The organism is Rhodanobacter sp. Root627, from assembly GCF_001427835.1.
Taxonomy (GTDB): domain Bacteria; phylum Pseudomonadota; class Gammaproteobacteria; order Xanthomonadales; family Rhodanobacteraceae; genus Rhodanobacter; species Rhodanobacter ginsenosidimutans.
In genome coordinates this window covers 768,487-792,440 of record NZ_LMGW01000002.1, presented here as the reverse complement: position 1 = coordinate 792,440, position 23,954 = coordinate 768,487, and the positions used below count along the sequence as shown (strand labels likewise).

Annotated in this window: 19 protein-coding genes; 15 read left to right on the top strand and 4 right to left on the bottom strand. The window is 67.7% G+C overall.

The window, feature by feature from the left end:
* The first annotated feature begins 59 nt into the window (after window positions 1-59).
* Window positions 60-1,172, top strand: a complete 1,113-nt coding sequence (locus ASD68_RS10790) for an S-(hydroxymethyl)glutathione dehydrogenase/class III alcohol dehydrogenase (RefSeq protein WP_056606572.1) — start codon at window positions 60-62, stop codon at window positions 1,170-1,172.
* A gap of 19 nt (window positions 1,173-1,191) precedes the next feature.
* Here ASD68_RS10790 and ASD68_RS10785 read toward each other — a convergent pair whose 3' ends face one another.
* From ASD68_RS10785 to ASD68_RS10775, 3 genes are all read right to left on the bottom strand, one after another.
* Complete coding sequence (locus tag ASD68_RS10785; protein WP_056606569.1) at window positions 1,192-3,897, bottom strand: EAL domain-containing protein; 2,706 nt, start codon at window positions 3,895-3,897, stop codon at window positions 1,192-1,194.
* A 7-nt stretch (window positions 3,898-3,904) separates the two neighbouring features.
* Complete coding sequence (locus ASD68_RS10780; protein ID WP_056606566.1) at window positions 3,905-4,375, bottom strand: prepilin-type N-terminal cleavage/methylation domain-containing protein; 471 nt, start codon at window positions 4,373-4,375, stop codon at window positions 3,905-3,907.
* A gap of 114 nt (window positions 4,376-4,489) precedes the next feature.
* Window positions 4,490-6,616 (bottom strand): TonB-dependent receptor, encoded by a 2,127-nt coding sequence (locus tag ASD68_RS10775; RefSeq protein ID WP_082546036.1) that lies wholly within the window; start codon window positions 6,614-6,616, stop codon window positions 4,490-4,492.
* A 314-nt stretch (window positions 6,617-6,930) separates the two neighbouring features.
* Here ASD68_RS10775 and ASD68_RS10770 point away from each other — a divergent pair, with 314 nt between their 5' ends.
* Window positions 6,931-7,842 (top strand): class I SAM-dependent methyltransferase, encoded by a 912-nt coding sequence (locus tag ASD68_RS10770; RefSeq protein WP_082546070.1) that lies wholly within the window; start codon window positions 6,931-6,933, stop codon window positions 7,840-7,842.
* 13 nt (window positions 7,843-7,855) lie between these two features.
* Complete coding sequence (locus ASD68_RS10765; RefSeq protein ID WP_056606564.1) at window positions 7,856-8,392, top strand: pseudouridine synthase; 537 nt, start codon at window positions 7,856-7,858, stop codon at window positions 8,390-8,392.
* A 116-nt stretch (window positions 8,393-8,508) separates the two neighbouring features.
* Here ASD68_RS10765 and ASD68_RS10760 read toward each other — a convergent pair whose 3' ends face one another.
* The gene (locus tag ASD68_RS10760) at window positions 8,509-9,303 is read right to left on the bottom strand and encodes a TatD family hydrolase (RefSeq protein WP_056607511.1); all 795 of its coding nucleotides are present in this window, start codon (window positions 9,301-9,303) and stop codon (window positions 8,509-8,511) included.
* Between the two features lie 663 nt (window positions 9,304-9,966).
* Here ASD68_RS10760 and ASD68_RS10755 point away from each other — a divergent pair.
* From ASD68_RS10755 to gspD, 12 genes are all read left to right on the top strand, one after another.
* Window positions 9,967-11,916 carry a S8 family serine peptidase gene (locus ASD68_RS10755; protein ID WP_056606561.1) on the top strand — a complete coding sequence of 650 codons (1,950 nt, stop codon included), beginning with the start codon at window positions 9,967-9,969 and terminating at the stop codon, window positions 11,914-11,916.
* A 196-nt stretch (window positions 11,917-12,112) separates the two neighbouring features.
* Complete coding sequence (gene gspE / locus ASD68_RS10750; protein ID WP_056606558.1) at window positions 12,113-13,834, top strand: type II secretion system ATPase GspE; 1,722 nt, start codon at window positions 12,113-12,115, stop codon at window positions 13,832-13,834.
* A 279-nt stretch (window positions 13,835-14,113) separates the two neighbouring features.
* Window positions 14,114-15,331 (top strand): type II secretion system inner membrane protein GspF, encoded by a 1,218-nt coding sequence (gspF, locus tag ASD68_RS10745; RefSeq protein WP_056606555.1) that lies wholly within the window; start codon window positions 14,114-14,116, stop codon window positions 15,329-15,331.
* Between the two features lie 149 nt (window positions 15,332-15,480).
* On the top strand, window positions 15,481-15,900 hold the full coding sequence (gspG, locus tag ASD68_RS10740) for a type II secretion system major pseudopilin GspG (RefSeq protein ID WP_082546069.1): 420 nt from the start codon (window positions 15,481-15,483) through the stop codon (window positions 15,898-15,900).
* 122 nt (window positions 15,901-16,022) lie between these two features.
* A complete protein-coding gene (locus tag ASD68_RS10735; RefSeq protein WP_082546068.1) occupies window positions 16,023-16,475 on the top strand; it encodes a GspH/FimT family pseudopilin in 453 nt (150 codons plus the stop codon).
* On the top strand, window positions 16,472-17,056 hold the full coding sequence (locus ASD68_RS10730; RefSeq protein ID WP_200945371.1) for a type II secretion system protein: 585 nt from the start codon (window positions 16,472-16,474) through the stop codon (window positions 17,054-17,056). The genes ASD68_RS10735 and ASD68_RS10730 overlap by 4 nt, the downstream gene beginning before the upstream one ends.
* A 161-nt stretch (window positions 17,057-17,217) precedes the next feature.
* The gene (locus tag ASD68_RS10725) at window positions 17,218-17,895 is read left to right on the top strand and encodes a prepilin-type N-terminal cleavage/methylation domain-containing protein (RefSeq protein ID WP_056607507.1); all 678 of its coding nucleotides are present in this window, start codon (window positions 17,218-17,220) and stop codon (window positions 17,893-17,895) included.
* A gap of 35 nt (window positions 17,896-17,930) precedes the next feature.
* The gene (locus ASD68_RS10720) at window positions 17,931-18,761 is read left to right on the top strand and encodes a type II secretion system protein GspK (protein ID WP_235578716.1); all 831 of its coding nucleotides are present in this window, start codon (window positions 17,931-17,933) and stop codon (window positions 18,759-18,761) included.
* Window positions 18,758-19,921 (top strand): PilN domain-containing protein, encoded by a 1,164-nt coding sequence (locus ASD68_RS10715; RefSeq protein ID WP_056606542.1) that lies wholly within the window; start codon window positions 18,758-18,760, stop codon window positions 19,919-19,921. The genes ASD68_RS10720 and ASD68_RS10715 overlap by 4 nt, the downstream gene beginning before the upstream one ends.
* Window positions 19,918-20,538, top strand: a complete 621-nt coding sequence (gspM, locus tag ASD68_RS10710; RefSeq protein ID WP_056606539.1) for a type II secretion system protein GspM — start codon at window positions 19,918-19,920, stop codon at window positions 20,536-20,538. Before ASD68_RS10715 ends, gspM begins: the two co-directional genes overlap by 4 nt.
* Complete coding sequence (locus ASD68_RS10705) at window positions 20,535-21,200, top strand: hypothetical protein (protein WP_056606536.1); 666 nt, start codon at window positions 20,535-20,537, stop codon at window positions 21,198-21,200. Before gspM ends, ASD68_RS10705 begins: the two co-directional genes overlap by 4 nt.
* A 2-nt stretch (window positions 21,201-21,202) precedes the next feature.
* The gene (gene gspD / locus ASD68_RS10700) at window positions 21,203-23,752 is read left to right on the top strand and encodes a type II secretion system secretin GspD (RefSeq protein WP_056606533.1); all 2,550 of its coding nucleotides are present in this window, start codon (window positions 21,203-21,205) and stop codon (window positions 23,750-23,752) included.
* The last annotated feature ends 202 nt before the right edge of the window (window positions 23,753-23,954 follow it).

Genomic DNA, 23,954 nt, shown 5'->3' with positions numbered 1-23,954 from the left:
GCGGCGAGCGGGTACCATGGAGCGTTCAACGCATCCGCACCGCATCGAGGAGCCGCATCATGAAATCACGCGCCGCCGTCGCCTGGGAAGCAGGCAAGCCGCTGTCGATCGAACAGGTCGACGTTGCCGGTCCGAAAGCCGGCGAGGTGCTGGTACGCATCGTCGCCACCGGCGTCTGCCACACCGATGCGTTCACCCTGTCCGGCGCCGATCCGGAGGGCATGTTCCCGGTGATCCTGGGCCATGAGGGCGGCGGCATCGTCGAGGAAGTGGGCGAAGGCGTCACCTCGCTGAAAGTCGGTGACCACGTGATTCCGCTGTACACGCCCGAGTGCGGCGAGTGCAAATTCTGCCGCTCGGGCAAGACCAACCTGTGCCAGAAAATCCGCGTCACCCAGGGCCAGGGCCTGATGCCCGACGGCACCTCGCGCTTCTCGTTGAACGGCAAGCCGCTGCTGCATTACATGGGCACCAGCACGTTCAGCGAATACACCGTGCTGCCGGAGATCTCGCTGGCCAGGATCAACAAGGCCGCGCCGCTGGACAAAGTGTGCCTGCTCGGTTGCGGCATCACCACCGGCATCGGCGCAGTGCTGAACACGGCGAAAGTGGAGCCGGGCGCCAGCGTGGCGGTGTTCGGCATGGGCGGCATCGGCCTGTCGGTGGTGCAGGGCGCGGTGATGGCGAAAGCCGGCCGCATCGTGGTGGTCGACACCAACCCGGCCAAGTTCGAGATGGCCAAACTGCTGGGCGCCACCGACTTCATCAACCCGAAGGACTACCCCGACACGCCGATCCAGCAGGTGATCGTGGAACTTACCGACGGCGGCGTGGACTATTCGTTCGAATGCATCGGCAACGTCAACGTGATGCGCTCGGCGCTGGAGTGCTGCCACAAGGGCTGGGGCGAGTCGATCATCATCGGCGTGGCCGGCGCGGGGCAGGAAATCAGCACGCGGCCGTTCCAGCTGGTGACCGGGCGGGTGTGGCGCGGCTCGGCCTTCGGCGGGGTGAAAGGCCGCTCGCAGCTGCCCGGCTACGTCGACCGCTACATGGCGGGCGACATCAAGATCGACGAGATGATCACCGAGGTGATGCCGCTGGACGACATCAACCGCGCATTCGACCTGATGCACAAAGGCAAGGTGATCCGGTCGGTGATCCGCTACTGACGAAAGGGCGGCTGGCTCCTCAGCGCAGCCAGCGCCCGGCGAATTCGTCCGCGGGGACGGGGCGGCCGATCAGGTAACCCTGCACAAGGTCGCAACCCATCGCGACGAGAACCGACAGCTGGGCCTCGTCCTCGACGCCTTCGCCGACCACGGTGTACGACAAGGTCTTGGCCAGGGCGATGATGTGCCGGACGATTTCCTGCTGCCGCGGGTCGTCGGGAAGGCTTCGGATGAAGGCCTGGTCGAGCTTCAGCACGTCGGCCGGTATGCGGGTCAGGTAGACGAGCGACGAGTAGCCCGTGCCGAAATCGTCGAGCGCGACCCGAATGCCTTCCGCCCGAAGCGCTACCAGGGTCTGCCTTGCCTTGTCGGAGTCATTGACCGCGGTGGCTTCCAGTATCTCGATTTCCAGGCAGCTGGCGTCCAGTTGATAGCGCTCCAGGCTCGCCCGCACCACTTCCAGGATGGACGTCCGTTCGAACTGGGCGGGCGACATGTTGACCGAGACGGAAATCGAGACTTGGCCGCTGTCCTGCCACTCCCGCATCTGCGCGCAGGCGCGGTCGAGCACCCACTCGCCAAGCCACACGCCCAACCCCATTTCATCGAGCAGGTGCACGAAAACGCCGGGTGACACCAGCCCGCGCGTGGGCGAGAGCCAGCGCACCAGCGCTTCCGCACCCACGATTTCCCGCGTGCGGGCATCGACCTTTGGCTGGAAATGCAGCACGAGCTCGTCGTTCTGGACCGCCCGGCGCAGTTCCTGGGTCAGGTCGAAGCGGGCTTTCGATTGCGTGTTGAGCTCGTTCGAATAGAACTGGAACCCGCCCCGCTGCTCGCGCTTGGCCTTGTACATGGCGGCGTCGGCCATCTGCAGCAGCTCATTGAAGTGGCCGGCATGCGCGGGATAAAGCGCCACGCCCATGCTGGCCGGGGTGTTGATCCGGTACTCGTGCACGGTGATCGGTACGGACAGGTCGCTCATCAATGCCCGCAACCGTTCGTCGAGGACGGTGCGCTCCTCGCCGTTCGCGAGGCCTTGCAGCAGGAGGACGAATTCATCGCCGCCCAGCCGGGCGAGCGTGTCGTCCTGGTGCAGGCGCTTCCTGAGGTTGCTCGCGCATTGCAGCAGCAGCTCGTCACCGGCGGCATGGCCGAGGGTGTCGTTGACCTGCTTGAAGTTGTCCAGATCGATCAGGATCAGCGCGACCGAGGTCTGCTCGCGTTGCGCGCGGTCGATGGCCTGCTCGCAGCGCTGGCGCAGCAGCACGCGGTTCGGCAGGTCGGTCAGTGAATCGTGGTGGGCCTGGTGGTGAAGCTTTTCCTCCTGCGCCAGGCTGGAGAGCGCGATACCCAGCCGGTCGGCCAACGCCCGGCCGCCCTGCACGATGTCGTCGGTGGGTGCGGGCCGCTTCGCGTGGGCCAGCAGCAGCACGTGCCCGAGGCGATCACCGTGGCGGATCGGGAAGGCCATCAACTGCGCCGGCGGGGCGGGGCAAAGCCGATCCAGGAATTCGTGCGGCAGGCTGTCGGGCGGGAGGATGGTGGCCGGTTGCGTGGGGCTGAGCCGGGTCAGATCGATTTTTCGGGTCGACGTGCGCACGCAGCCAGCAGCGTGTCCGGGGCCGCAGGTCAGCAGGTAATGGCCCTGCTCGCCGCTGGGTACCAGCAGGCCGGCGCCGTCGCAGGGGATTGCCTTGCGAACATGCCGCAGCACCTCGCTGGCGAGCTGCTCCATGCCGGAGGCGCTGATGATGGCGCGGTCGAGCTCGCTCAGCATGGCGAGCATGTGGAACCTGTATTCCAGGTTGCCCGCCATGTCGTTGAACGTCTCGCCCAACTCGGTGAACTCGTCGTTGCCAGCCAGCTCGATGCGGGCGCCCAGGTCGCCTGCCGCCAGTCGCTGGCTCGCGTCGGTGAGCAGGTTGAGCGGCTTCATCTGGCGCTGCACCTGCCTGATCGCGAGGGCGGCGGCCAGGATCAACGCCAGCAGGAAGGTGATCGGGAAAAAATGCCGGAAGTTGTTCAGCGTGCGCAGGGCGTCGGCGCGGGACGCAACCTGCATGATGACGAAACCCGGGCTTTCAAACGCGGGCAGGAACTTGGGGCGCCACAGGCCCACCAGCAGATCCTCCCCGGCATGGCTCCAGCGCACGGTGCCACCCGTGCCCGTACCCAAGACCGAATACAGCATCTGCCTGTCCGGCGGCACCAGCCCGGGGGTGCAGAAGAGCACCGCAAGATCGGCATCGAGAACGCAGTAACGCTCGGGGGAGAAATCGTTGGTCCACAACGAGGCGGCTTCGATTTCCCCGACCAGGGCCGTGCCCGGCGAGGCGGAGGGAGCGACCAGTTCGACGGGACTTCCGGAGGCCAGTCGCAGCACCACGCCGCCATGGCCGAGCCGGGTCCGTTGCTCCACCGTCAGCGCTGCCAGCGGCTGCAGGGAGGTGCCGGTGAAACCGGATCGGGTCACCGCCTGCGCGTTGCCGACGCCCGTTTGCGCAAGCTGCTTCAGCGCGCTGGCATGAGTGTTCAGGCTTTCGATCACGGCCATGCCGAACGACTTGCTGTCGGCGCGCAGGTGCTCGTAAGCCGAGTTCAACAGCAGCGTGCTGACCTGGTGGTAGGCATACCAGGCTACGCCGCTCATGGGGACCAGCGCGGCCAGCACGAACTGAAGGATGAGCCGCCGGCTGACCTTTCCTCGCAGGTAAGTACGCATCGCGTACCTAGAAATCCCGGGCCTTGCCGACGTAGCTGCCATTGCCGGCGCGCACGATGTCGTCGCGGGCAAAACGCGCCGTCAGCTGGGTCTGGCTGCGACCATCCGGACCGGCGCTGTACAAGTCGTAGTCGGTGTTGATCGGATTCATGTTCTTGTCCCGGCGCACCTTCCCCGTGTTCGGCGGCGGATCGATGTCGATGGGCAGGTACTGGTAGGGATTTCCCCAGGGATCGACGGCGTCCTTGATGCCGATCTCGGACAAGCTGGCGGGGTAGCTCAGGTGCTGGGCGTAATAAGCCTCGAGGCCCAGCGACGTCGTTGTCATGAACTGCACGGCCTGGCTGGTCCTCACGCGATCGATGTAGCGTGAATAGGTGGGCAACGCGATGACCGTGAGCAGCGCCACCACGGCAAGCACGATCATGAGTTCGACCAGCGTAAGGCCATGGCCCCGCGTGTTCAGTGTGTTGTGCATGGCCAAAGGTTGAGCCGTGTAGATTGAGGAGACAGCGACGGCACGATGGTTGGACGGACGGCAGAAGCTCCTTGTGGTTAACGGCGCCGGTTGGCCGGCCTTGAATGTGGCGGGTTACGGCTGCCAGCGCAGATCCACCCCCAGCAGGAAGGTGCGGCCTGAACCGGGCTCGAAATAACGGCCATTGCCGTCGTTGACGATCACCGAGCCCACGTAGCGGCGGTCGGCCAGGTTGTCGATGCGGGCGAAGGCGTGCGTGCGCCAGTGGCCGCCTTCGACGACGTAGCCCATGCCGGCGCCGAACACGGCGTAGGGCGGTGCTTCTACGGTGCCCAGGTCGTCGGTGGGTACGGTGGCCATGTAACGGCCGTCGAGATCCGCCTGCCAGCCGGTTTCGCCGCCGAAATGCAGCGCGGCGTAACCGTTGGAGCGTGGCACGCCGGCGATCCGCGCACCCGCGTCGACGGGCGTATTCGGCGCGGAGCAGCGGCCGGCGCAGGCCAGGAACGGCGAGCGGAAGCGGGCGTCCAGGTAGGTGTAGGCCAGTTGCAGTTTCCAGCGCGGGGCGAGCGTCGTGGTCAGCGACGCTTCCGCACCCTGCCGGCGGGCGCGCGGGATGTTCTGGTAGGTGGTGCGACCGCCCAGGCTGGTGGCCACGGCGACTTCGTCACGGCTGTCGGCGCGGAACAGCGCGATATCGGCCTGCGTGCCCGGCCGCGGCCGCAGCTTCAGGCCCACTTCGGCGCTGCGCGTGCGCGAGGGTTGCAGGCCGAAATTGAGCCCGCTGTCGCCGTCGTTGCGGTAGCCCAGTTCGGAAAACGTGGGCGTCTCGAAACCCTTGCCGTACGACGCATACAGGTGCGCGGTGGGCGAAACGCGATACAGCACGCCGGCCACGGGCGTGGTGGCCGCATAGTCCACGCGGCCGCTGTCGTCGGGATTGCTGGCGGTGAGGTAGCGGTCGTCGGTGGCGAACTTCACCTCGCTGTGGCGCAGGCCGGCCATCACCGTCCACGCGTCGGCCACGCGCCAGCTGGCCTGGGCGTACTGGTCGAAATCGTGGACGCGGTCTTGCTCGTCGCGGCGCAGTGCGCCGCGCACGCCCACGGTGTCGTCGACGAAGTTCTCGTAACCGCGCCGGTGCTGGTGCTGGTTGTCGTAGCTGGCGCCCACGGTCAGCTCGAACGGCCGCCCGGCCAGCGCGCTGGCCCAGGTCCAGCGCGCGTCGCCGCCGCCGTATTCGTTGCCCAGGTCGACCACGCCGCCGGCGCTCAGCGGGCTGATCTGCGCCACGGCGGGAATCGACAGGTATTGCAGCACGCTGCGCTGGCCGTAATAGCCCATCAGGCGCAGGTGGCTGGCGTCGCTGAGCTGGTCGTCGTAGATCAGGCCGGCCTGCTGCTGCGACACGCTTTTGCGCGTGTTGAACGTGGTGGCGGCATCGTCGGCCTGGCGCGGGTTGTCGTGGAATTGCCGGGGCGTGAGCCCCAGTGGGTCCTGCGCGCCTGGCAGGTTCATCGTGTTCAGCACCACGGTCAGCTTGCGGTGCTCATCCAGCTTCCAGCCCAGCACCGCGTTGCCCGATTCGCGTTGCGCGCGGCTGTGGTCGCGGTAACCGTCGGTGCGGAAATGGCTGAAGTCGAGGTTGTAATCCAGCGCCCCCTGCACGCCGCGGGCGTTGAGCGTGGCGCGCAGCAAGCCGTCGCTGCCGCCGGCCAGGCCCAGCCGCACCTGCGGCGGGTCGGTGCCCTCGGCGCTGAACAACTGCACCACGCCGCCGGACGCGTTGCCGTACAGCGCCGAGAACGGCCCACGCAGCACCTCGATGCGGTCGGCGGCATCGAGATTGAAATGCGACACCTGGCCCTGGCCGTCAGGCATGGTGGCGGGAATGCCGTCGCTGTACAGGCGCACGCCGCGGATGCCGAAGGTGGCACGCGCGCCGAAGCCGCGGATCGAGATCTGCGTGTCCTGCGCATAGTTCTGGCGGTCGCGCGCCAGGATGCCGGGCACGCCCTGCAGCAACTCGGACGCGTTCACATCCAGCGAACCGCTGGCCGGCGCGGCCACCACGTCGACCGAGGCGGCCACGTCGAACGGCGATTGCGCCGTCCGCGTGGCGGTAACGGTGATCGGCGCCAGCTCGGCCTGCGGCGTGGTTTGTGGTGTGGCGGCAACGGTGGTGGCCAGTGCCCATGTGGGCAACAGCAGGCCGCGACGAAACATTCGCTGGGTGGACATGGGGGAAAGGTTTCCTTCAATGCGCTTGCGGTGGTGGCAGCGCGATACGGTCATGGTAAGCGGCAGGCGCCCGCCATGCATGTAAACGGCATCGTCACGCCCGCGTACAAGAAAATGGTGAACCGATTATCCTTGTCGCTGGCGGGGCGGATTCATCTTCCCCACGGGTTCAGGAGTGTGGGTGGTAGGAACTTTCGCAGCCCGGAAGATTTCTACCACCCACGCTCCTGATGCCCGGCCCGCACGCACGAAATCTCCACCCATCACCCACCGGCGGTGCATGACGCCACAGCTGCGGGATCAGGATTATGTCGATGACGTACTTGAAGAAGTTCGGCCTGCTTCTCGCCCTGTTGCTGGCGGGCAGCTGGCTGGGAGCCAGCGCGCAGGTGGTTGCGGCGGGCACGGCCGAGCCCGACCAGCCCGAGCTGGATCAACCCGGCGATGCGCTGGTGCCACCCACCAGCGCCAGCGACTTCACCGCGAGCCAGCTCGACGACGTGCTGGCGGGCAGCTGGCGCAGCGAGGCCAATCGCGCCCGCGATAGCTGGCGCCACCCCAAGGCCACCTTGCAGTTCTTCGGCATCCAGCCCGACCAGACGGTGATCGAGATCACCCCCGGCGGCGGCTGGTACGCCGAGCTGCTGGCGCCGCTGCTGCACGACAACGGCCACTACATTGCCGCCGAGCAGGCACCGTCGAGCAACAGCGAGGCACGCACCGACGACAGCAAGCTGCGGCGCAAATTCGCGGCCGATCCGGCGCACTTCGGCAACGCCACCATCGTCAGCTTCGATCCGAAAAAGCCGGTGTTCGGCGCGCCCGCCTCGGCCGACCTGGTGCTGACCTTCCGCAACGTGCACAACTGGGTCATGGCCGACACCGCGCCGGCGATGTTCAAGGCGTTCTACGCGGTGCTTCGGCCGGGCGGCGTGCTGGGCGTGGTCGATCACCGCGCCGCTGACGGCGCCACCCTGGCGGCGGTGAAGAGCAGCGGCTACCTGCCCACCGCCGCGGTCATCAAGCTGGCCACCGACGCCGGTTTCAAGCTCGATGAGCGCAGCGAGATCAACGCCAACCCGGCCGACGACCACGACCATCCCAAGGGCGTATGGACGCTGCCGCCCACCCTGGCGGGCGATACCGATCGGGCGAAATACCAGGCCGTCGGCGAGTCCGATCGCATGACCTTGCGTTTCGTCAAACCGGCCGCCGCCACGCATTGAGTCGTCGCACCGCATGCTGATCGCCCTCAACAAGCCGTTCGGCGTGCTGTGCCAGTTCACCGACGACCGCGGCCGGCCCACGCTGGCTGGTTTCGTTCGCCAAACGGACGTCTATGCGGCTGGACGGCTGGATCACGACAGCGAGGGATTGCTGCTGCTCACCGACGATGGAAAGCTGGCCCACCGCCTCACCGACCCGCGCCACAAGCAGCCCAAGACCTACCTGGCGCAGGTCGATGGCGGAATCGACGACGCCGCACTGGCGACCTTGCGCCGTGGTGTCACGCTGAAAGATGGCCCCACGTTGCCGGCGCTGGCCGAATACGCGGCCGAACCCGACTGGCTGTGGCCGCGTGATCCGCCCGTGCGCTTCCGCAAAAGCATCCCCACCAGCTGGCTCAGCCTCACCCTGCGCGAAGGCCGCAACCGCCAGGTGCGGCGCATGACGGCGGCGGTGGGTTTTCCCACGTTGCGGCTGATCCGCGTGCGCATCGGCGACTACGCGCTGGAGGGTTTGGCGCCTGGCCAGACCCGCGTGTTGCAACGGTAGAACCGACTTCTGTAGGCGCGACTTTTTTGTGGGAGCGACTTCAGTCGCGATGCTCTTGTTCTGGAGCTCCAAAGAAGAAGCATCGCGACTGAAGTCGCTCCCACATCGGAGCCGCCTTACAGGCCCGCCAGCCCGAAGAACGCTTCCGCGGTGGCCGTGCTGTTCGCCGCCGTCACCTCGGCGCTCTCGCCGCGGTCGCGGGCGATCTCCTCGCAGATGTGTCGCAGGTACATCGGTTCGTTGCGCCGGTGCGCGGGCGGCGGTCGCACGGTGCGCGGGAGCAGGTACGGTGCGTCGGTTTCGATCATCAGCCGGTTGGCGGGAATCTCGCGCACCAGTTCGCGCAGGTGCATGCCGCGGCGTTCGTCGCAGATCCAGCCGGTGATGCCGATGTGGCAGTCCAGCGCCAGGTAGTCGCGCAAGGCGTCGGCGGTGTCGGTGAAGCAATGCACCACGGCGGCCGGCACGCGGTCGCGGTAGCGGCGCAGCAGGGCCAGGAAATCGGCGTGGGCGTCGCGCTGGTGCAGGAACAGCGGCATGCCGCGATCGGCCGCGATCTGCAGCTGGCGTTCGAATACGCGCAGTTGCACATCGCGCGGCGAATAGTTGCGGTTGTAGTCCAGCCCGGTTTCGCCGATGGCGCGCACGATCGGGTCGAGTGACAACTCGCGCAGTCGCGCGTCAGTGGCGTCGTCGTAGTCGATGGCGTGGTGCGGATGCACGCCGGCGGTGGCGTACAGGCGACCGGGATGGGTGGTGGCCAATGCCAGCGCGTGCTCGCTGCCTTCGCGCGAGGCGCCGGTGACCACCAGTCGATTCACGCCCTGGGCGGCGGCGCGTTGCAGTACCGCGTCCATGTCGTGCTGGAACGATTCGTGGCCGAGGTTGGCGCCGATGTCGACAAGATCCATGCGATCCGCGTCCTGGCAAAACGCCCATTGTGGCGTGCCGGTGCGGCGGCGCAAGTGCAGGAAGACGTGAAAACCTGCATGCAGATTCATCACGGTGGGCTGCGTATAAAAACCCGGTACCGCAAGCGGTGAAGGGGTCGACAGCGTTCGCGCGGTCGTGCATCGCAAGCGGCATTCGGGGTTGCAACAGAGTGCACGAGGCGTCGTCCGACGGCTTTCGTGTCGAGCCGCATACCGTTGTCTGGGAGAGAGACATCATGCGTAGCCAGGTTTCCGTTTCCGCCGTATCGCAAACCCTTCGCCGCCGACCCATGGTGCTGCTGCGCTGAGAGCTGACTGACAGTCCGGGCGGTGGCGGCCGTGGTCATCGCGGCGCGTTGTCGTCCCCGGTTGTCGTCGGCTTTCCTGCTCATGGCCCGGCCATGCCTGTCGTTGCGCATCGTTCCGCGGCCTTCGCGGTGGCGTCGTTTGCCGTTGGCGGCGTATCGACCACGCTCGCGGCACGCAGCCCACCCGTATCCCTTGTCGCCCGGCACGACGAGCCGCGCGGTGCCGGGAGAAGGCGTCATCCGCGGGCCGCCGCTCGCCAACAGCAGCCCTCCGCATGCGGCAACGCAGCGGCCATCCGCTTGATACAGCGATCACCACCGTCTGGGAGTTCACATGAACAACAACGTTTTTCGCAGGGGAGTACTCGCCGCTGCGCTGGCCGCCGCCATGGCCAGCACGGTCAGCTTTGCCGCCGCGGTTTCGCCGACCGGCGATCCGGCGCGGATGGATCTCACCTCGCTGCAGGGCCAGCCAACATTCAACCGCTTCATCGTCACTTACCGCCAGGGCAGCAGCGAGCGCGCCAACCACGCGGCTGCCGTGCAGACCGCCACCGCGGCGCTGAACCGGGCCGGGCTGGTGCGCGCCGGGCGTAGCGTCGCCGGCGCACCGGCCTCGGTCAGCATGCGTTTCCAGCGCAAGCTGGCAGTGGGCGGCGACCTGTTGCGCACGTCGCGGTCGCTCGACCGCACCGAGGCGGAGGCGCTGATCCGTCAGTTGTCGACCGACCCGGCGGTGGCCTACGTGGTGCCCGACGTGATGCGCCATCGCGTGCGCGACGTGGCGGCCTCGACGCTGCTGCAACCGCAAACCGTGACGCCGAACGACACCTACTACGCCAAATACCAGTGGAACCTGAAAGCGCCCGACGGCACCGTCACCGCCGGGGGTTACCCCAACCTGGGCGGCACCAACGTCAACAACGCGTGGGACCTGGCCGATGGCACCGGCGTGGTGATCGCCGTGCTGGATACCGGCATCACCACGCACGTGGACGTGGACACCTCGCTGGGCGACGCCGGCTATGACTTCATCGTGGACAGTTTCGTCTCCGGCCGCGCCACCGACGGCCGCGTGCCGGGCGGCTGGGACACTGGCGACTGGACCACCGAGGAGCCCTGGCTCACCGAATGCACTGACGCCACCCACCCGCCGGAAGACAGCTCCTGGCACGGCACCCACGTGGCCAGCACCGCCGGTGCGGAGCTCACCAACAACGCGCGGGGCATGGCCGGCATCGCCCACGGCGCGAAGATCCTGCCGGTGCGCGTGCTCGGCCATTGCGGCGGCTATGACAGCGACATCAACGACGCCATCGTGTGGGCGGCGGGCGGCCACGTGGACGGCGTGCCGGACAACACGCACCCGGCGAAAGTGATCAACCTCAGCCTCGGCGGCCCCGGCACATGCAAGGCCAAGGATCCGGCGGCGCAGGCGGTGGCCGCGGCCAACGCGCTGGGCGCGGTGGTGGTGGTGGCGGCGGGCAACGAGGATATCGATGCCTCGAAAACCTCGCCCGCCAGCTGCCCCGGCGTGATCACCGTGGCCTCCACCGGCATCACCAGCAGGCGCGCCTTCTATTCCAACTACGGCAAGGCGGTGGAGATCGCCGCACCCGGCGGTGGCGTGTACGAAAACGATGCCGACAGCGGCACCCCGGTCAACGACGGCTTCATCTGGCAGGCGCTGAACAGCGGTGCCACCACGCCTGTGCCCAACGACACACTTTACGGCGGCTATGCCGGCACCTCCCAGGCCACCCCGCACGTGGCTGGCGTCGTGGCCTTGATGCAGAGCGCGCGGCTGGCCGCCGGCATGGCCTTGATGACGCCGGCCGAGGTGCTGGCCACCTTGCAGCAAACGGCGCACGCGCCCAGCGTGAAGCCGCCGGCCAACCGCCGCATCGGTGCCGGCATCGTCGATGCCGACGCGGCGGTGCGAGCCGCCGTCGGCGACGGCGACGCCACCGTGCTGACCAACGGCGTGCCGCTGATGGGCCAGTCCGGCAGCACCGGCAGCAGCACCGTCTACATGCTGTCGGTGCCGGCCGGCGTGCATACGCTGAGCCTGCGCGCCGATGGCGGGCGCGGCAACGTGTCGATGTACGTCAAGGCCGGCGCCGCCGGCGGCGCCTCGGACTATGACTACAAGTCCGCACGGCCGGGCAATCGCGAGTCGGTGGTGGTGCCGCGCCCCGCGGCAGGCAGCTGGTACGTGACCGTGGTGGGCGAGACGGCGTTTACCGGGATGAACGTGGTGGGCAGCTTCCGGGCGCCGCGTTGATTCACCGTTGAACCAGGCGGGCTCGCACCCGGCGAGCCCGCCGCTTCTTTCGATTCCCCAGCCGTCAGCCAGCGGCTGGGTCGGGTCGCCTTCATCAGGCTGCAACGCCAACACCCATGCCATCGCCGCCGCCGCCGCGTTGTGCTACCAATGCGGGTTCGCGGCGCGTTGGAGCGTTGCCCCACCGGAGGAACCCATGTCGGCCTTGTCCAGCCCTGCGCAACCACGCGATACGGCCGTCGACGACGTGCAGGCGTGCGCGTTGCTGGTGGCACGGGGGCGCTTGAAGGAGTCCGACCTGGGCCGCGCCCGGCGGCTGCACGAGGAGTCGCCCGAGGGCACGCTGACATCCTTGCTGGCGCGGCTGGGGTTGGTGTCCGAGCGCGACCTGGCCGAAGCCTGGGCCGAGCTGCTGCAGGTGCCGCTACTGGCCGCGCGCGATGCGCCGGAGTTGCCGCCAGCGGAGCTGGAAGTGTCGCTGCGCTTCCTCAAACAGCAGCACGTGGTGCCGGTGCATGACGAAACAGGGCTGGCCCTGGTGGTGGCCGATCCGGCCGATCCCTATCCGCGCCAGGCGGTGGAGCTGGCCGCGGGGCGGCCGGTGGCGTTGCGCATCGGTCTGCGCTCGGACATCGACGGCCTGATCGAGCGCTATTACGGCAGCGGTCGTTCGGCGATGGGCACCATCGTGGAAAACCTCGACGGCGGTGCGGCCGAGGAAGACGACGTCGAGCATCTGCGCGACCTGGCCTCCGAGGCTCCCGTCATTCGGCTGGTCAACCTGATCCTGCAGCGCGCGGTGGAGCAGCGTGCTTCGGACGTCCATGTCGAGCCGTTCGAAAACCAGCTGAAAGTGCGCTATCGCATCGACGGTGTGTTGCACGACGTGGAGGCGCCGCCCGCGTCCTCCACCGCCGCGGTGATCTCGCGGGTGAAGATCATGGCGCGCATGAACATCGCCGAGCGTCGCCTGCCGCAGGATGGCCGCATCCAGTTGCGGGTGCAGGGCAAGGAGCTGGACCTGCGCGTGTCCACCATGCCGACCAGCTTCGGCGAGTCGGTGGTGATGCGTATCCTGGATCGCGAATCGGTGGTGTTCGATTTCGCAGCACTGGGCTTCACCGACAGCTTCCAGCAGCGTTTCGTCGACGTGCTGCAGCGCCCGCACGGCATCCTGCTGGTCACCGGCCCCACCGGCTCGGGCAAGACCACCACGCTGTACACCGCGCTGTCGCGGATCAACACGCCCGACGTGAAAATCATCACCGTCGAGGACCCGGTCGAATACCAGATCGAAGGCATCAACCAGATCCAGGTGAAACCGCAGATCGGGCTGGATTTCGCCGGCGCGCTGCGTTCGATCGTGCGCCAGGACCCGGACGTGATCATGATCGGCGAAATGCGCGATCTGGAAACCTGCCGCATCGCGATCCAGTCCGCGCTCACCGGTCACCTGGTGCTGTCCACCCTGCACACCAACTCGGCCGCCGGCGGCATCACCCGGCTGCTGGACATGGGCGTGGAGGACTACCTGCTCGGCTCCACCGTCAACGGCATCCTGGCGCAGCGGCTGGTGCGCACGCTCGACCCGGAAACCGCCGTGGCGTACGAGCCCGCGCCCGAAGTCATCGCCCAGTTCGAGCTGGAGAAATACACCGACCAGCGCCCCATCCGCCTGTGGAAACCGGGCAGCAGCACCGCGAACCCCAGCGGCTACCGCGGCCGCCAGGCGATCATGGAATTCCTGCCCATGACCGACCCGCTGCGCCGCCTGGTGATGCAAAAGGCTGACGCCGGCGCCATCGAACACGCCGCCCGCGCCGAAGGCATGCGCACCATGTACGAAGACGGCATCGCCAAGGCCGTCGCCGGCGTGACCACGCTGGAGGAGGTGCTGCGTGTTACGCAGGAGGGTTGATCGGCAAACATCCTCACCGCTGAAAAGCGCCGTAATCCCCTCTCCCCTGCGGGGAGAGGGCAGGGAGAGGGGGGCATGCCGCGGGGAAGCTCATCGAAGCAAAACACGCCGCGGGGAAGCTCAACGAAGCGACGCACGCTGCGGGAAAGTTTCCTATCCGCTTTCCCCGCAAGCCCCGGCCCCTCTCCCCAACCCTCTCCCCCACGGGGAGAGGGGGCAAACGTGCCGTGCAGTTTCGCTTCTGGGTGAGTTCGCGGCGCCGTGCGGGGAGTGGGTTCCATGACCCTTTTCAGATACCGCGCCATCACTGGCGCGGGGGAACCCCTGCGTGGCCAGATGCAAGCGACCAGCGTGGAGGAGGTGATCAGCCACCTGCAGGATCAGGGCCACACCCCGCTGGAAGCGCAACCGGCCGATACGGCCGACGGTGGCGCTGGCGTCTCGGCCCTGTTCGCCCGCGGCCCGTTCAGCGGCGACCAACTGGCCCAGTTCACCCATCAGTTGGCGACCTTGCTGGGCGCCGGCCAGCCGCTGGACCGGGCGTTGGGCATCCTGCTGGATTTGCCCGAAAGCGAGCGGGCCAGGAAACTGATCGAGCGCGTGCGCGAGCGGGTGCGGGGCGGCAATACGTTGTCTTCGGCGCTGGACGAGGAGCACGGCGTGTTTCCCCGCCTGTACGTGAGCCTGGTGCGCGCGGGCGAGGCCGGCGGTTCGCTGGAGGAAACCCTGCGCCGGCTGGCCGACTACCTGGAGCGCGCCCAGCAACTGCGTGGCAGCGTCATCAACGCGCTGATCTACCCGGCGTTCCTGCTGGTGGGCGTGCTCGGTTCGCTGGTGCTGCTGCTGGCCTACGTGGTGCCGCAATTCGTGCCGATCTTCCAGGACATGCAGGTGCCGATTCCCTGGATCACCCGCGCGGTGCTGCTGTTGGGCAATACCTTGCAGGCGTGGTGGTGGCTGATCGCGCTGTTGCTGATCGGTGGCGCGCTGGCGTGGCGCGCGCGGCTGCGCGATCCGCAGGCACGGCTGGCGTGGCATGCCCGCCTGCTGCACCTGCGCTGGATCGGCCCGCTGCTGCTGAAAGTGGAAACCGCGCGCATCGCCCGCACCCTGGGCACCCTGCTGAAAAACGGCGTGCCGCTGCTGAGCGCGCTGGCCATCGCGCGCCAGGTCACCGGCAACCGCGCACTGGATGCGGCGCTGGCCAGCGCCCACGAGCAGGTCAAGGGCGGCTCCGGCCTGAGCCTGGCGCTGGCGCAACCGGCCCTGTTTCCAAGGCTGGCGCTGCAGATGGTGCAGGTGGGCGAGGAAGCCGGCCAGCTCGACACCATGCTGCTGAAAGTGGCCGACACTTTCGAGATCGAATCGCGCCGCGCCATCGACCGCCTGCTGGCCGCCCTGGTGCCCGCGCTGACCATCGTGATGACGGTGCTGGTGGCGATCATCATGGCCGCGATCCTGCTGCCGCTGTTGAGTTTGACCAGCAATATTCAATGAATCTGGAGAGAGACATGGGTGAACAGACCGGGGATTCGGGATTGGGGATTGCGGATTCGTCAGAGCAAAAGCGGCTTCCGGCACACCGGGAAGTCAGCGCAATATCACGAGCTTGGACGTGGAGCGCTTTTGCAAATCCCGAATCCCGAATCCCGAATCCCGGGCGCGCTTCGCGCGCCAAAGGCTTCACCCTCCTGGAAATGCTGGCCGTGATCGTGTTGATCGGCATCGTGGGCACCATCGTGGTGCGGCAGGTGGGCAACAGTGTGGACAAGGGCAAGTACGGCGCGGGCAAGGTGCAGTTGCAGGTGCTGGGCCAGGCCATCGACAGCTATGCGCTGGACAACGGCTCACCGCCGCGCCAACTGCAGGACCTGGTGACCAAGCCCGCCAACGCGCCGAACTGGCAGCGCCCGTACGTCAAGCCGTCGCAGTTGCTGGATCCCTGGGGCCATGCGTTCGGCTACACCGTGCCCGGCGAACACGGCAATTTCGACCTGGTCTTCTATGGCCAGGACGGCAAGCCCGGCGGCGACGGTTACAGCCAGGATGTGGGTAGCTGGCAATGAAGCCGGGATTCGGGATTGGGGATTGGGGATTCGGAAAGCGCGCGGCACCCAAGCTGCCGGCGGGCCGCCAACGCCACGGCTTGCCGACAAGCGCGTTTGCTCTGACGAATCCCCAATCCCCAATCCCGAATCCCCGGCGCGCTTCGCGCGCCCGTGGCTTCACCCTCCTTGAAATGCTGGCCGTGATCCTGCTGATCGGCGTGGCCACGGCGGCGGTGGCATTCTCGGTGACGCAGGGCCTGGCCGGCGCCCGTGCCGCAGCGGCCAGCGCCGACCTGGCCGCCGCGCTGCGCGCCACCCGCGCCCAGGCGATCGTGCGCGGCAAGGCGCAGGTGTTCGACCTCGATACCCGCGACAACCGCTGGCGCAATGCCCGCGGGCAAAGCGTGCAACTGCCGCCCGGCATGCAGTTGAGCATCACCAGCGCCCGCGAAGATGCCCCCGACGACCACACCGGCCGCATCCGCTTCTTTCCCGACGGCAGCTCCACCGGCGGCCACATCGTGGTGCAGCGCGGTGAGCGTCAATGGCGCATCGATGTGGCGTGGCTGACGGGCGCGGTGGTGGTGCGATGAAGCCGGGATTCGGGATTTGGGATTTGGGATTCGAAAAGCACTCGGCACCCAGCCCGCTGGCACAGCCTCAGCGCCACGGCTTGCCGGGAGGCGCCTTTGCTCTAACGAATCCCGAATCCCGGCTTTCAACAGACGAATGTCTGGTCATCCCGAATCCCAGGCGCGCTGCGCGCGCCAACGGCTTCACCCTCCTCGAAGTCCTGGCCGCCATTGCGCTGCTCGGCATCGCGTTCGCAGTACTCATGCAGGTCGTCGGTGGCGCCATCGGTCTCACCGGGCAGGCGGCCGATGCCAGTGAGGCGGCGATGTGGGCGCGCAGCAAGCTCGACAGCGTGTACGTGGTTGAGCCGCTGCGCCCGGGTCACAGTGCCGGTCGTTTCAATCGCAAATTCCAGTGGCAACTGGACGTGACGCCATGGAACGCTGCCGCTACGGCCAATGACCAGACGCCGCTGCAGCTCTACCAACTGGATCTGCAGGTCAGTTGGGGTGTTGCCGCACATCCGCACACGGCGAATTTCCGCACCCTGCGTCTGCTCTCGACTGGCGCGGATGCCAATCCGATGGCGCCGAAGCCATGATTGGGCGCGGTGTTGGTGCGATGAGAACCGGAGTTTGGCGAGGCGCGCCCGGGATTGGGGATTCGGGATTCGGGATTCGGAAAGCGCTCGACGCCCAAGCCCAAGGTGTTACGCCAACCTCACGGCTTGCCGAAAGGTGCCGTTGCTCTAACAAATCCCGAATCCCGAATCCCCAATCCCGGCTCCAACAAGGCTTCACCCTCCTGGAAGTCCTGGCCTCGCTGGCCTTGCTGGCCTTGCTGATGCTGGGTGTCTACGCCGGCGTGCACATTGCCACGCGCAGCGTGCATGCCGGCAATACGCGGGTCGACCGGCTCGACCAGGTGCGCGCGGCGCAGCAGCTGTTGCGTCGCGAGCTGGCGCAGGCGTTGAATCAGACCATTGATCACGATGACCACGGCGCGCCGCTGGTTGTCGATGGCGCGCCGCAGCGGTTGCGTTACGTAGCGCCGTTGCCGGGTTACCTCGGCCAGTTGGGGCCGCAGCTGCAAACCTTGCGCCTGGTTGATGACGGCACGGGCGGCTTCCGGCTGGAACTTGGCCTGACCTTGTTGCCGCCCGATGGCAGTGAGCCGCAGCCGGTGGGTGAACCGCAGGTGTTGGTCGATCATGTGCGTGCCGGCCGTTTCAGCTATCGCGGCGTCGACGTGCGGGGGCGCGCCACGCCGTGGCTCGCCAGCTGGCCCGATGGCCGCGTGTTGCCGCGGCTGGTGCGGGTGGAATTGCAGCTGGATGGCATGGTGCCCTGGCCCACACTGGAGGTACCGCTGCGCGTGGAGGCTGGCGATACCCGTCGCGATGCGTCGACCCTCCCGATCCGTCGCATGGGGACGCAGTGATGCGCGCATGTCCATCACCTCGACGGCAACGCGGCGTGGCCTTGCTGCTGGTGTTGTGGGCGTGCGCGCTGCTGGCCGTGCTGCTGGGCGGTTACGCCGCCGTGGTGCATACCGAGGCGGTGCTGGCGCGCCATCAACTGGCGCAGACCCGCGCCCATTACGCCGCCGAGGCGGGCCTCATGCACGCCTTGCGCGGGTTGCACGATACGCGCGCCAAACAGCGCTGGATCGGTGATGGCCGTCTGTACACGATGTCTTACGACGGCGCCGAGGTGCGGATTCGTGCCGTGGACGAGAGCGGCAAGGTGGATTTGAACAGCGCCACGCCAGCGGTGTTGCAGGGCTTGTTCCAGGCCGCGGGAATGGCACCAGGGGACGCCCAGGCATTGGCGGCGCACGTGGTGGCATGGCGCACCCGATCCGCGTTCGAGGGCGTCGCCAGCGATGCCGCCGATTACGCGGCGGCGGGGCGGCACTACGCGCCGCGCTACGGGCCGTTCGCCAGCGTCGAGGAGTTGCAGATGGTGCTGGGGATGACCCCCGCGCTGTATCGCAAGCTGGCCCCTCACCTCACGCTGTGGTCGGGCCAGCCCAGCCCGGACCCGAATGTCGCCACTTCGCTGGCGTTGGCCGCGATCCCCGGCATGACCACGGCGCGCATGCAGGAAATCATCGCGGCCAGGCAGCGCAACGTGGATGATCCGGCGTTGACGGTGGGCATGGGTGTTACCCACAGCGTGCGTTCGCAAGCTACGCTAGCAGACGGTACACGGGCCGTGTTGCGCGCCACCATCCGATGGCAGGCGGAGCGTAGCAATGGACCACCTTACGCAGTGCTGCGCTGGCAGGAGGGAGATCCGGAATGAGTACGCTGCCGCCATCGCCGCCGTTGGGACGCGAGCGCGTGCGCCAGGCATGGCAGGGCTCGCGCGTACCGGCCTTCCTGGCATGGTGGGGCGCCGAATTGCAGACGGTGTTGCCGCCGCGCTGGCGTGCTTGGGTTGGCTCTGGCGCCGTATGGCATGGTTTGCGGCGCGACGAACAGGATTGGGTCTTGTACCGCATGGGGCAGGCGCAGCCGCTGGCCCGCTGGCGCGCCGGTGACGACGCCGCGGCGCAACAGGCTGCGATGCATGCCGCGTTGCAGGCCGTGGATCGCGAAGACCGTCGCCTCTTGCTGCTGCTGGATCCGCACGAGGTATTGCAGCGTGCCGTCAGCCTGCCGCTGGCCGCGCGTGGGCATCTGGCCCAAGTGATGGCGTTCGAGATGGATCGGCAGACGCCGTTCACGGTCGACCAGGTGTATTACGCCGTGCGCGAACTGGCGCCCGTCACGGCCAGCCCGGCCGGCCATTTCCGGGCCGAGCTTCTGGTCACGCCGCGGCGCAAGCTCGACCCGCTGCTGGCGCGGCTGGCCGCCAGCGGCATCGTCATCGATGCGGTGGATCTGGCCGAGGGTGATCATCGCCTGGGCATCAACCTGCTGCCGCCCACGCGCCGCCCACGCCGCGCCGATCCGCGACGCCGCTTGAACGGCATGCTCGCCGCCGCCTGCGTCGTATTGTTGCTGCTGGCATTGGGCCAATACCTGCACAACCGCCGGCAGGTACTGAACCGCATGCAGGCGCAGGTCGAAAGCATGCGCACCGATGCGCAGGAGGTGGTGGCGCTGCGCCAGCAATTGCAGGACAACGCCGGTGCCGCCGGTTTCCTGGTGCAACGCAAACAGCGCTCGCCCACCATGCTGGCGCTGCTGGCCGACCTCACCCGACGCCTGCCCGACAGTGCCTGGCTGGAACGGCTGAGCATCGATGCCGCTGGCCAGGTGGGCCTGCAGGGACAGAGTCAGCGGGCCGCCGGTTTGCTGGATGCGCTGAAAGGTTCGCCGCTGATCACCGGCGCCGCCTTCCAGGGCGCGATCCAGCCCGACGCCACCACCGGCAAGGAGCGGTTCTACCTGGTGGCGCAATGGCGGCAGGCGCCCGCCGCCGGTAACGCACCCGCCGCCAGCGGCAGTGCGCCATGAGGCCGGTGCCCGCCACTGCGCGCCAGCGTCGCATCGGCGCCGTGCTGTTGCTGCTGCTGGCGTTGGTGCTGGCCTATGTTTTGCTGCTGCACTGGTGGCTGGTGGCGCCGCTGCGGCAGATCGATGCGCGGATCGACGAGTTGCAACAGACCCACGCCCAATACGCCGCCGCGATTGCCGAAAAACCGCGGTTGCAGCAGCGCATCGCCGCGCTGGGCGCGGGGCAGGCCGCCAGCAGTGCCTTCCTGCCCGAAGACGACACGAATACCGCGGCGGCCGGGTTGATGCAGCGCGTAGTCGATGTGGTGAGCGCGCAGACCGCCGACGGCGGCTGCGTGGTCAGCCAGAAAACGCCCATCGCCAACCCGCCGGCCACGCCCGGCGAGCCGTATCGCAAGGCCGCCGCCAGCATCAGCCTGAGTTGTTCGATCGAATCGCTGGCCGCGGTGTTGCATGCGCTGGAGCAGGGCACACCCTACCTGTTCATCGACGACCTCAGCATCTACCGCAACCCGGTGGCGGTGCAGCAGGATCGTCGCGCGCCGCTGGAGGTGCAGTTCACCGTATCCGGCTATGTGCGCCCCGCACGTGCAACCGCCGCGCAGGTGCAACCATGAACGCCGCCGGCCAGCGTCGGCTGACACCGATCATGACGCTGGCGCTGGCAGCGCTCGGTGGCCTGTGGCTGGCCTTGCTGGGCGGATGGGGCAACGAGCCGCGATGGTCCGCGGTGCAATCCGCGAAGCCAGCGCCGCTGACCGATCGCACGGCGCCGTTGCCGCCGCCGGTGCCGCGCAGCCAGTTCGCGGTGATCTGGCAGCGCCCGCTGTTCGATCCCCAGCGCCGACCCGCCGCGCAGGCCGTGCAGGGCAGCAGCATCGGCGAACTGCAACTCACCGGCGTCATCCTCACGCCCACCCTGCAGATGGTGCTGCTGCATGATCGCCAGGACGATCGGGAACTGCGTCTGCACCGTGGTGAATCCGCGCCGGGCGGCAATGTCACCCTGGTCGAGGTGAAACCGCGTTCGGCCGTCTTCGACACCACCAACGGCCGCGTGGAGCTGCACTTGCCTGCCGGGGCACCGATCGACGCCAACGCACCGGCCACGGGACCGGACGTGGTGCCTGCCGAGCCGGCCTCGACACCCGCGACGGATGCTCCCGCTGCGGGCCGCGCGCCCGACGATACCCAGGCGCAACGCATCCGCGCGCTGCGCCAGATCATCCAGAAACGCCGTGCCGCCCAGGCTGCCGCGGTTCACGAAGGAGAACACTGAGCATGCATCGCACGCACAGACATGCACCGCCGCGGCGGTTGCTACGCGCGTTGGCGCTCGCCCTGGCGGTATGGCTGGTGGGCTGCTCCAGCCTGCCGCAACCACGCGACGACAACGCGTTGCAACGCGAGGCTGTGGCCGGCACGTACGATCCGGTACCCGCACCGCTGCCGCTGCCAACCACCCGGGTGCCGGATGCGGCCTCGGCGGTGCGCCCGCAACTGAACCAGGGCAGCGGCCAGTTCATCCGCCCCTCCGGCCTGGCCACGCCACGCGCATCGGCGGCCGGGCCCCAGGGCGTCACCTTCAATTTCGAGAACCAACCGGTGCAGGCGGTGGTGAAGGCGATCCTGGGCGACCTGCTCAACAAGAACTACACCATCGTGCCGGGCGTGCAGGGCAACATCTCGTTCTCCACCGCCGAGCCTGTCGATACCAGCGAGGCGCTGCCGATCCTGGAGACGCTGCTGTCGTGGACCGGCAACGCGCTGGTACAGCGCGGCGGCAGCTACGTGGTGCTGCCGGCGAAGGATGCGCTGGGTGGCAACCTGGTACCCAGCCTGGGCGCATCGGCACCGCAGGGCGGCTTGCAGGCGCGGCTGTTTCCGTTGCGTTACATCTCGGCCACCGAGATGCAGAAACTGATCAAGCCGTTCGCGCGGCCGGATTCGATCCTGCTGGTCGATCCGGCGCGCAACCTGCTGGTGATGTCCGGTACCTCGCAGGAGCTGGCCAATTACCAACGCACCGTGCGCACCTTCGACGTGGACTGGCTGCGCGGCATGTCCGTGGGCGTATTCAGCCTGCAGCGCGCCAGCGTCGGTGAGCTGATGCCGAAACTGGACAGCATGTTCGGTCCCAAGGGCGACACGCCGCTGGCCGGCATGCTGCGTTTCATCCCGATCGAGCGCACCAATGCACTGGTGGTGATCAGCACCCAACCCGACTACCTGCGCGAAGTGGGCGACTGGATCGCCCGCATCGACCGCGGCGGCGGCAACGAGCCGCAACTGTTCGTATATGACGTGCGCAACATCAAGGCCTCGGACCTGGCCCGCTACCTGGCGCAGATCTACACCAACGCCTCGCCCGGTGGCGGTGGCAACAGCGGCGAGGTCGGCCCGGGGCTGACCGCCGGCACGCTGGGCAACGCCGACAACGCCAACGGCACAGCCATGGGTGGTGCAAGCGGCAGCCTGGGGAGCAGTGGTTACGACAACGGTACGGGCACCGGCGGCGCCAACGTCGGCGGCGGGTTCGGCGACAGCGGTGGCCTGGCCAATGCCACCAGCGCCGCCAACGACCAGCAGTTCAACTCGTCCGATGGTTCGATCCGGATCTCCTCCGTCGATGCCAACAACCAGCTGCTGGTGCGTGCGCGGCCGACGCAGTGGTCGGAAATCGAGACGGCGATCAAACGGCTGGATACGGTGCCGCTCCAGGTACAGATCGAGACGCGCATCCTGGAAGTGCAGCTGACCGGCCAGTTCCAGTTCGGGGTGCAGTGGTACCTGGAAGGCTTGGCTGGCGGTGCCGCCAACAGCAGCGGCGGCATCAACCCCGGCCAGCCCGGTAACCGGCGGCAGTGGGCGCTGGGCAAGGGCGGCATGATCTACAACCCGACGGGAGACTCGTTCTTCTACTCCTTCCTCAACAACAACCTGCAGGTCGCGCTGCATGCCCAGGAGGAAAACGGCAACGTCAAGACGCTGTCGGCTCCTTCGCTGGTGGTGATGAACAACCAGGTGGCACGTATCCAGGCAGGCGACCAGATCCCCGTCAATCAGACCTATTTCACCCCCGGTCTGGGTTCGGTCACCAACGGCGCCCCGACCACCATCGGCCAGGTGCAATACATCAGCACCGGCGTGATTCTGGACGTGCAGCCGCGGATCAATCCCGGCGGGTTGGTTTACCTCAACATCAAGCAGCAGGTGAGCGTGCCCGGCACCAAGGATGCCAACGGCAATTACACGATCCAGCAGCGGGAGATCTCCACCAAGGTCGGCGTGCAGAGCGGTCAGACCGTGCTGCTCGGTGGCCTGATCCGCCAGGACGAGGGCAACACGGACACGGGCATCCCCGGACTCAACCGCATTCCGCTGGTCGGGCGTCTGTTCGGCAGCACCGACCGCCATCGCAACCGTTCGGAGCTGATCGTGCTGATCACGCCGCGCGTGATCGGGTCCAGCGAGGACGCCAGGCGCATTACCGATGAATACCAGGCCAAGTTCGAATCCCTCGCGCCGCTGCGTGCCGAGCGGGCGCGACAGCCACCACCGCCGGCCGCCTCGCCGGCGGACGTGCCGCTTCCCAGGCCGCCGATGACGCCCGGGCAGCTCACTGATCAGGCTGCCGCCGCGCTGGCGCGGGCCGATTACGCCACCGCGCAGCGCCTGGCGCTGGAGTCCTGGCGCAACGGCCCGCAGGATGGCGAGCTGTGCGCACGCAACTGGCAGCTCATCGCCAGCGTACGCACGCATCTGGGCGACACCGGGGGCGCGGAAACGGCGCGCCGGTGGATGACGCAGTGCATGGCTGGCGGGAAATAGTCCTTGGCCCCGATTCGGCCGCCTGTTCGGCAGGACCGATTGCGACCGTACCGAACCGCTGGTGATCACCCCGCGTGATCACCAGCGGCAAGGACGCACGGCCAGTCACCGACGAGTACCAGCGCAAGTTCGAATCGCTGGCGCCGCTGCGGGCGAAGTAGCTCGTAGCCGCGGCGAGTGAGCTTCGCTTCCTCTCCCCTGC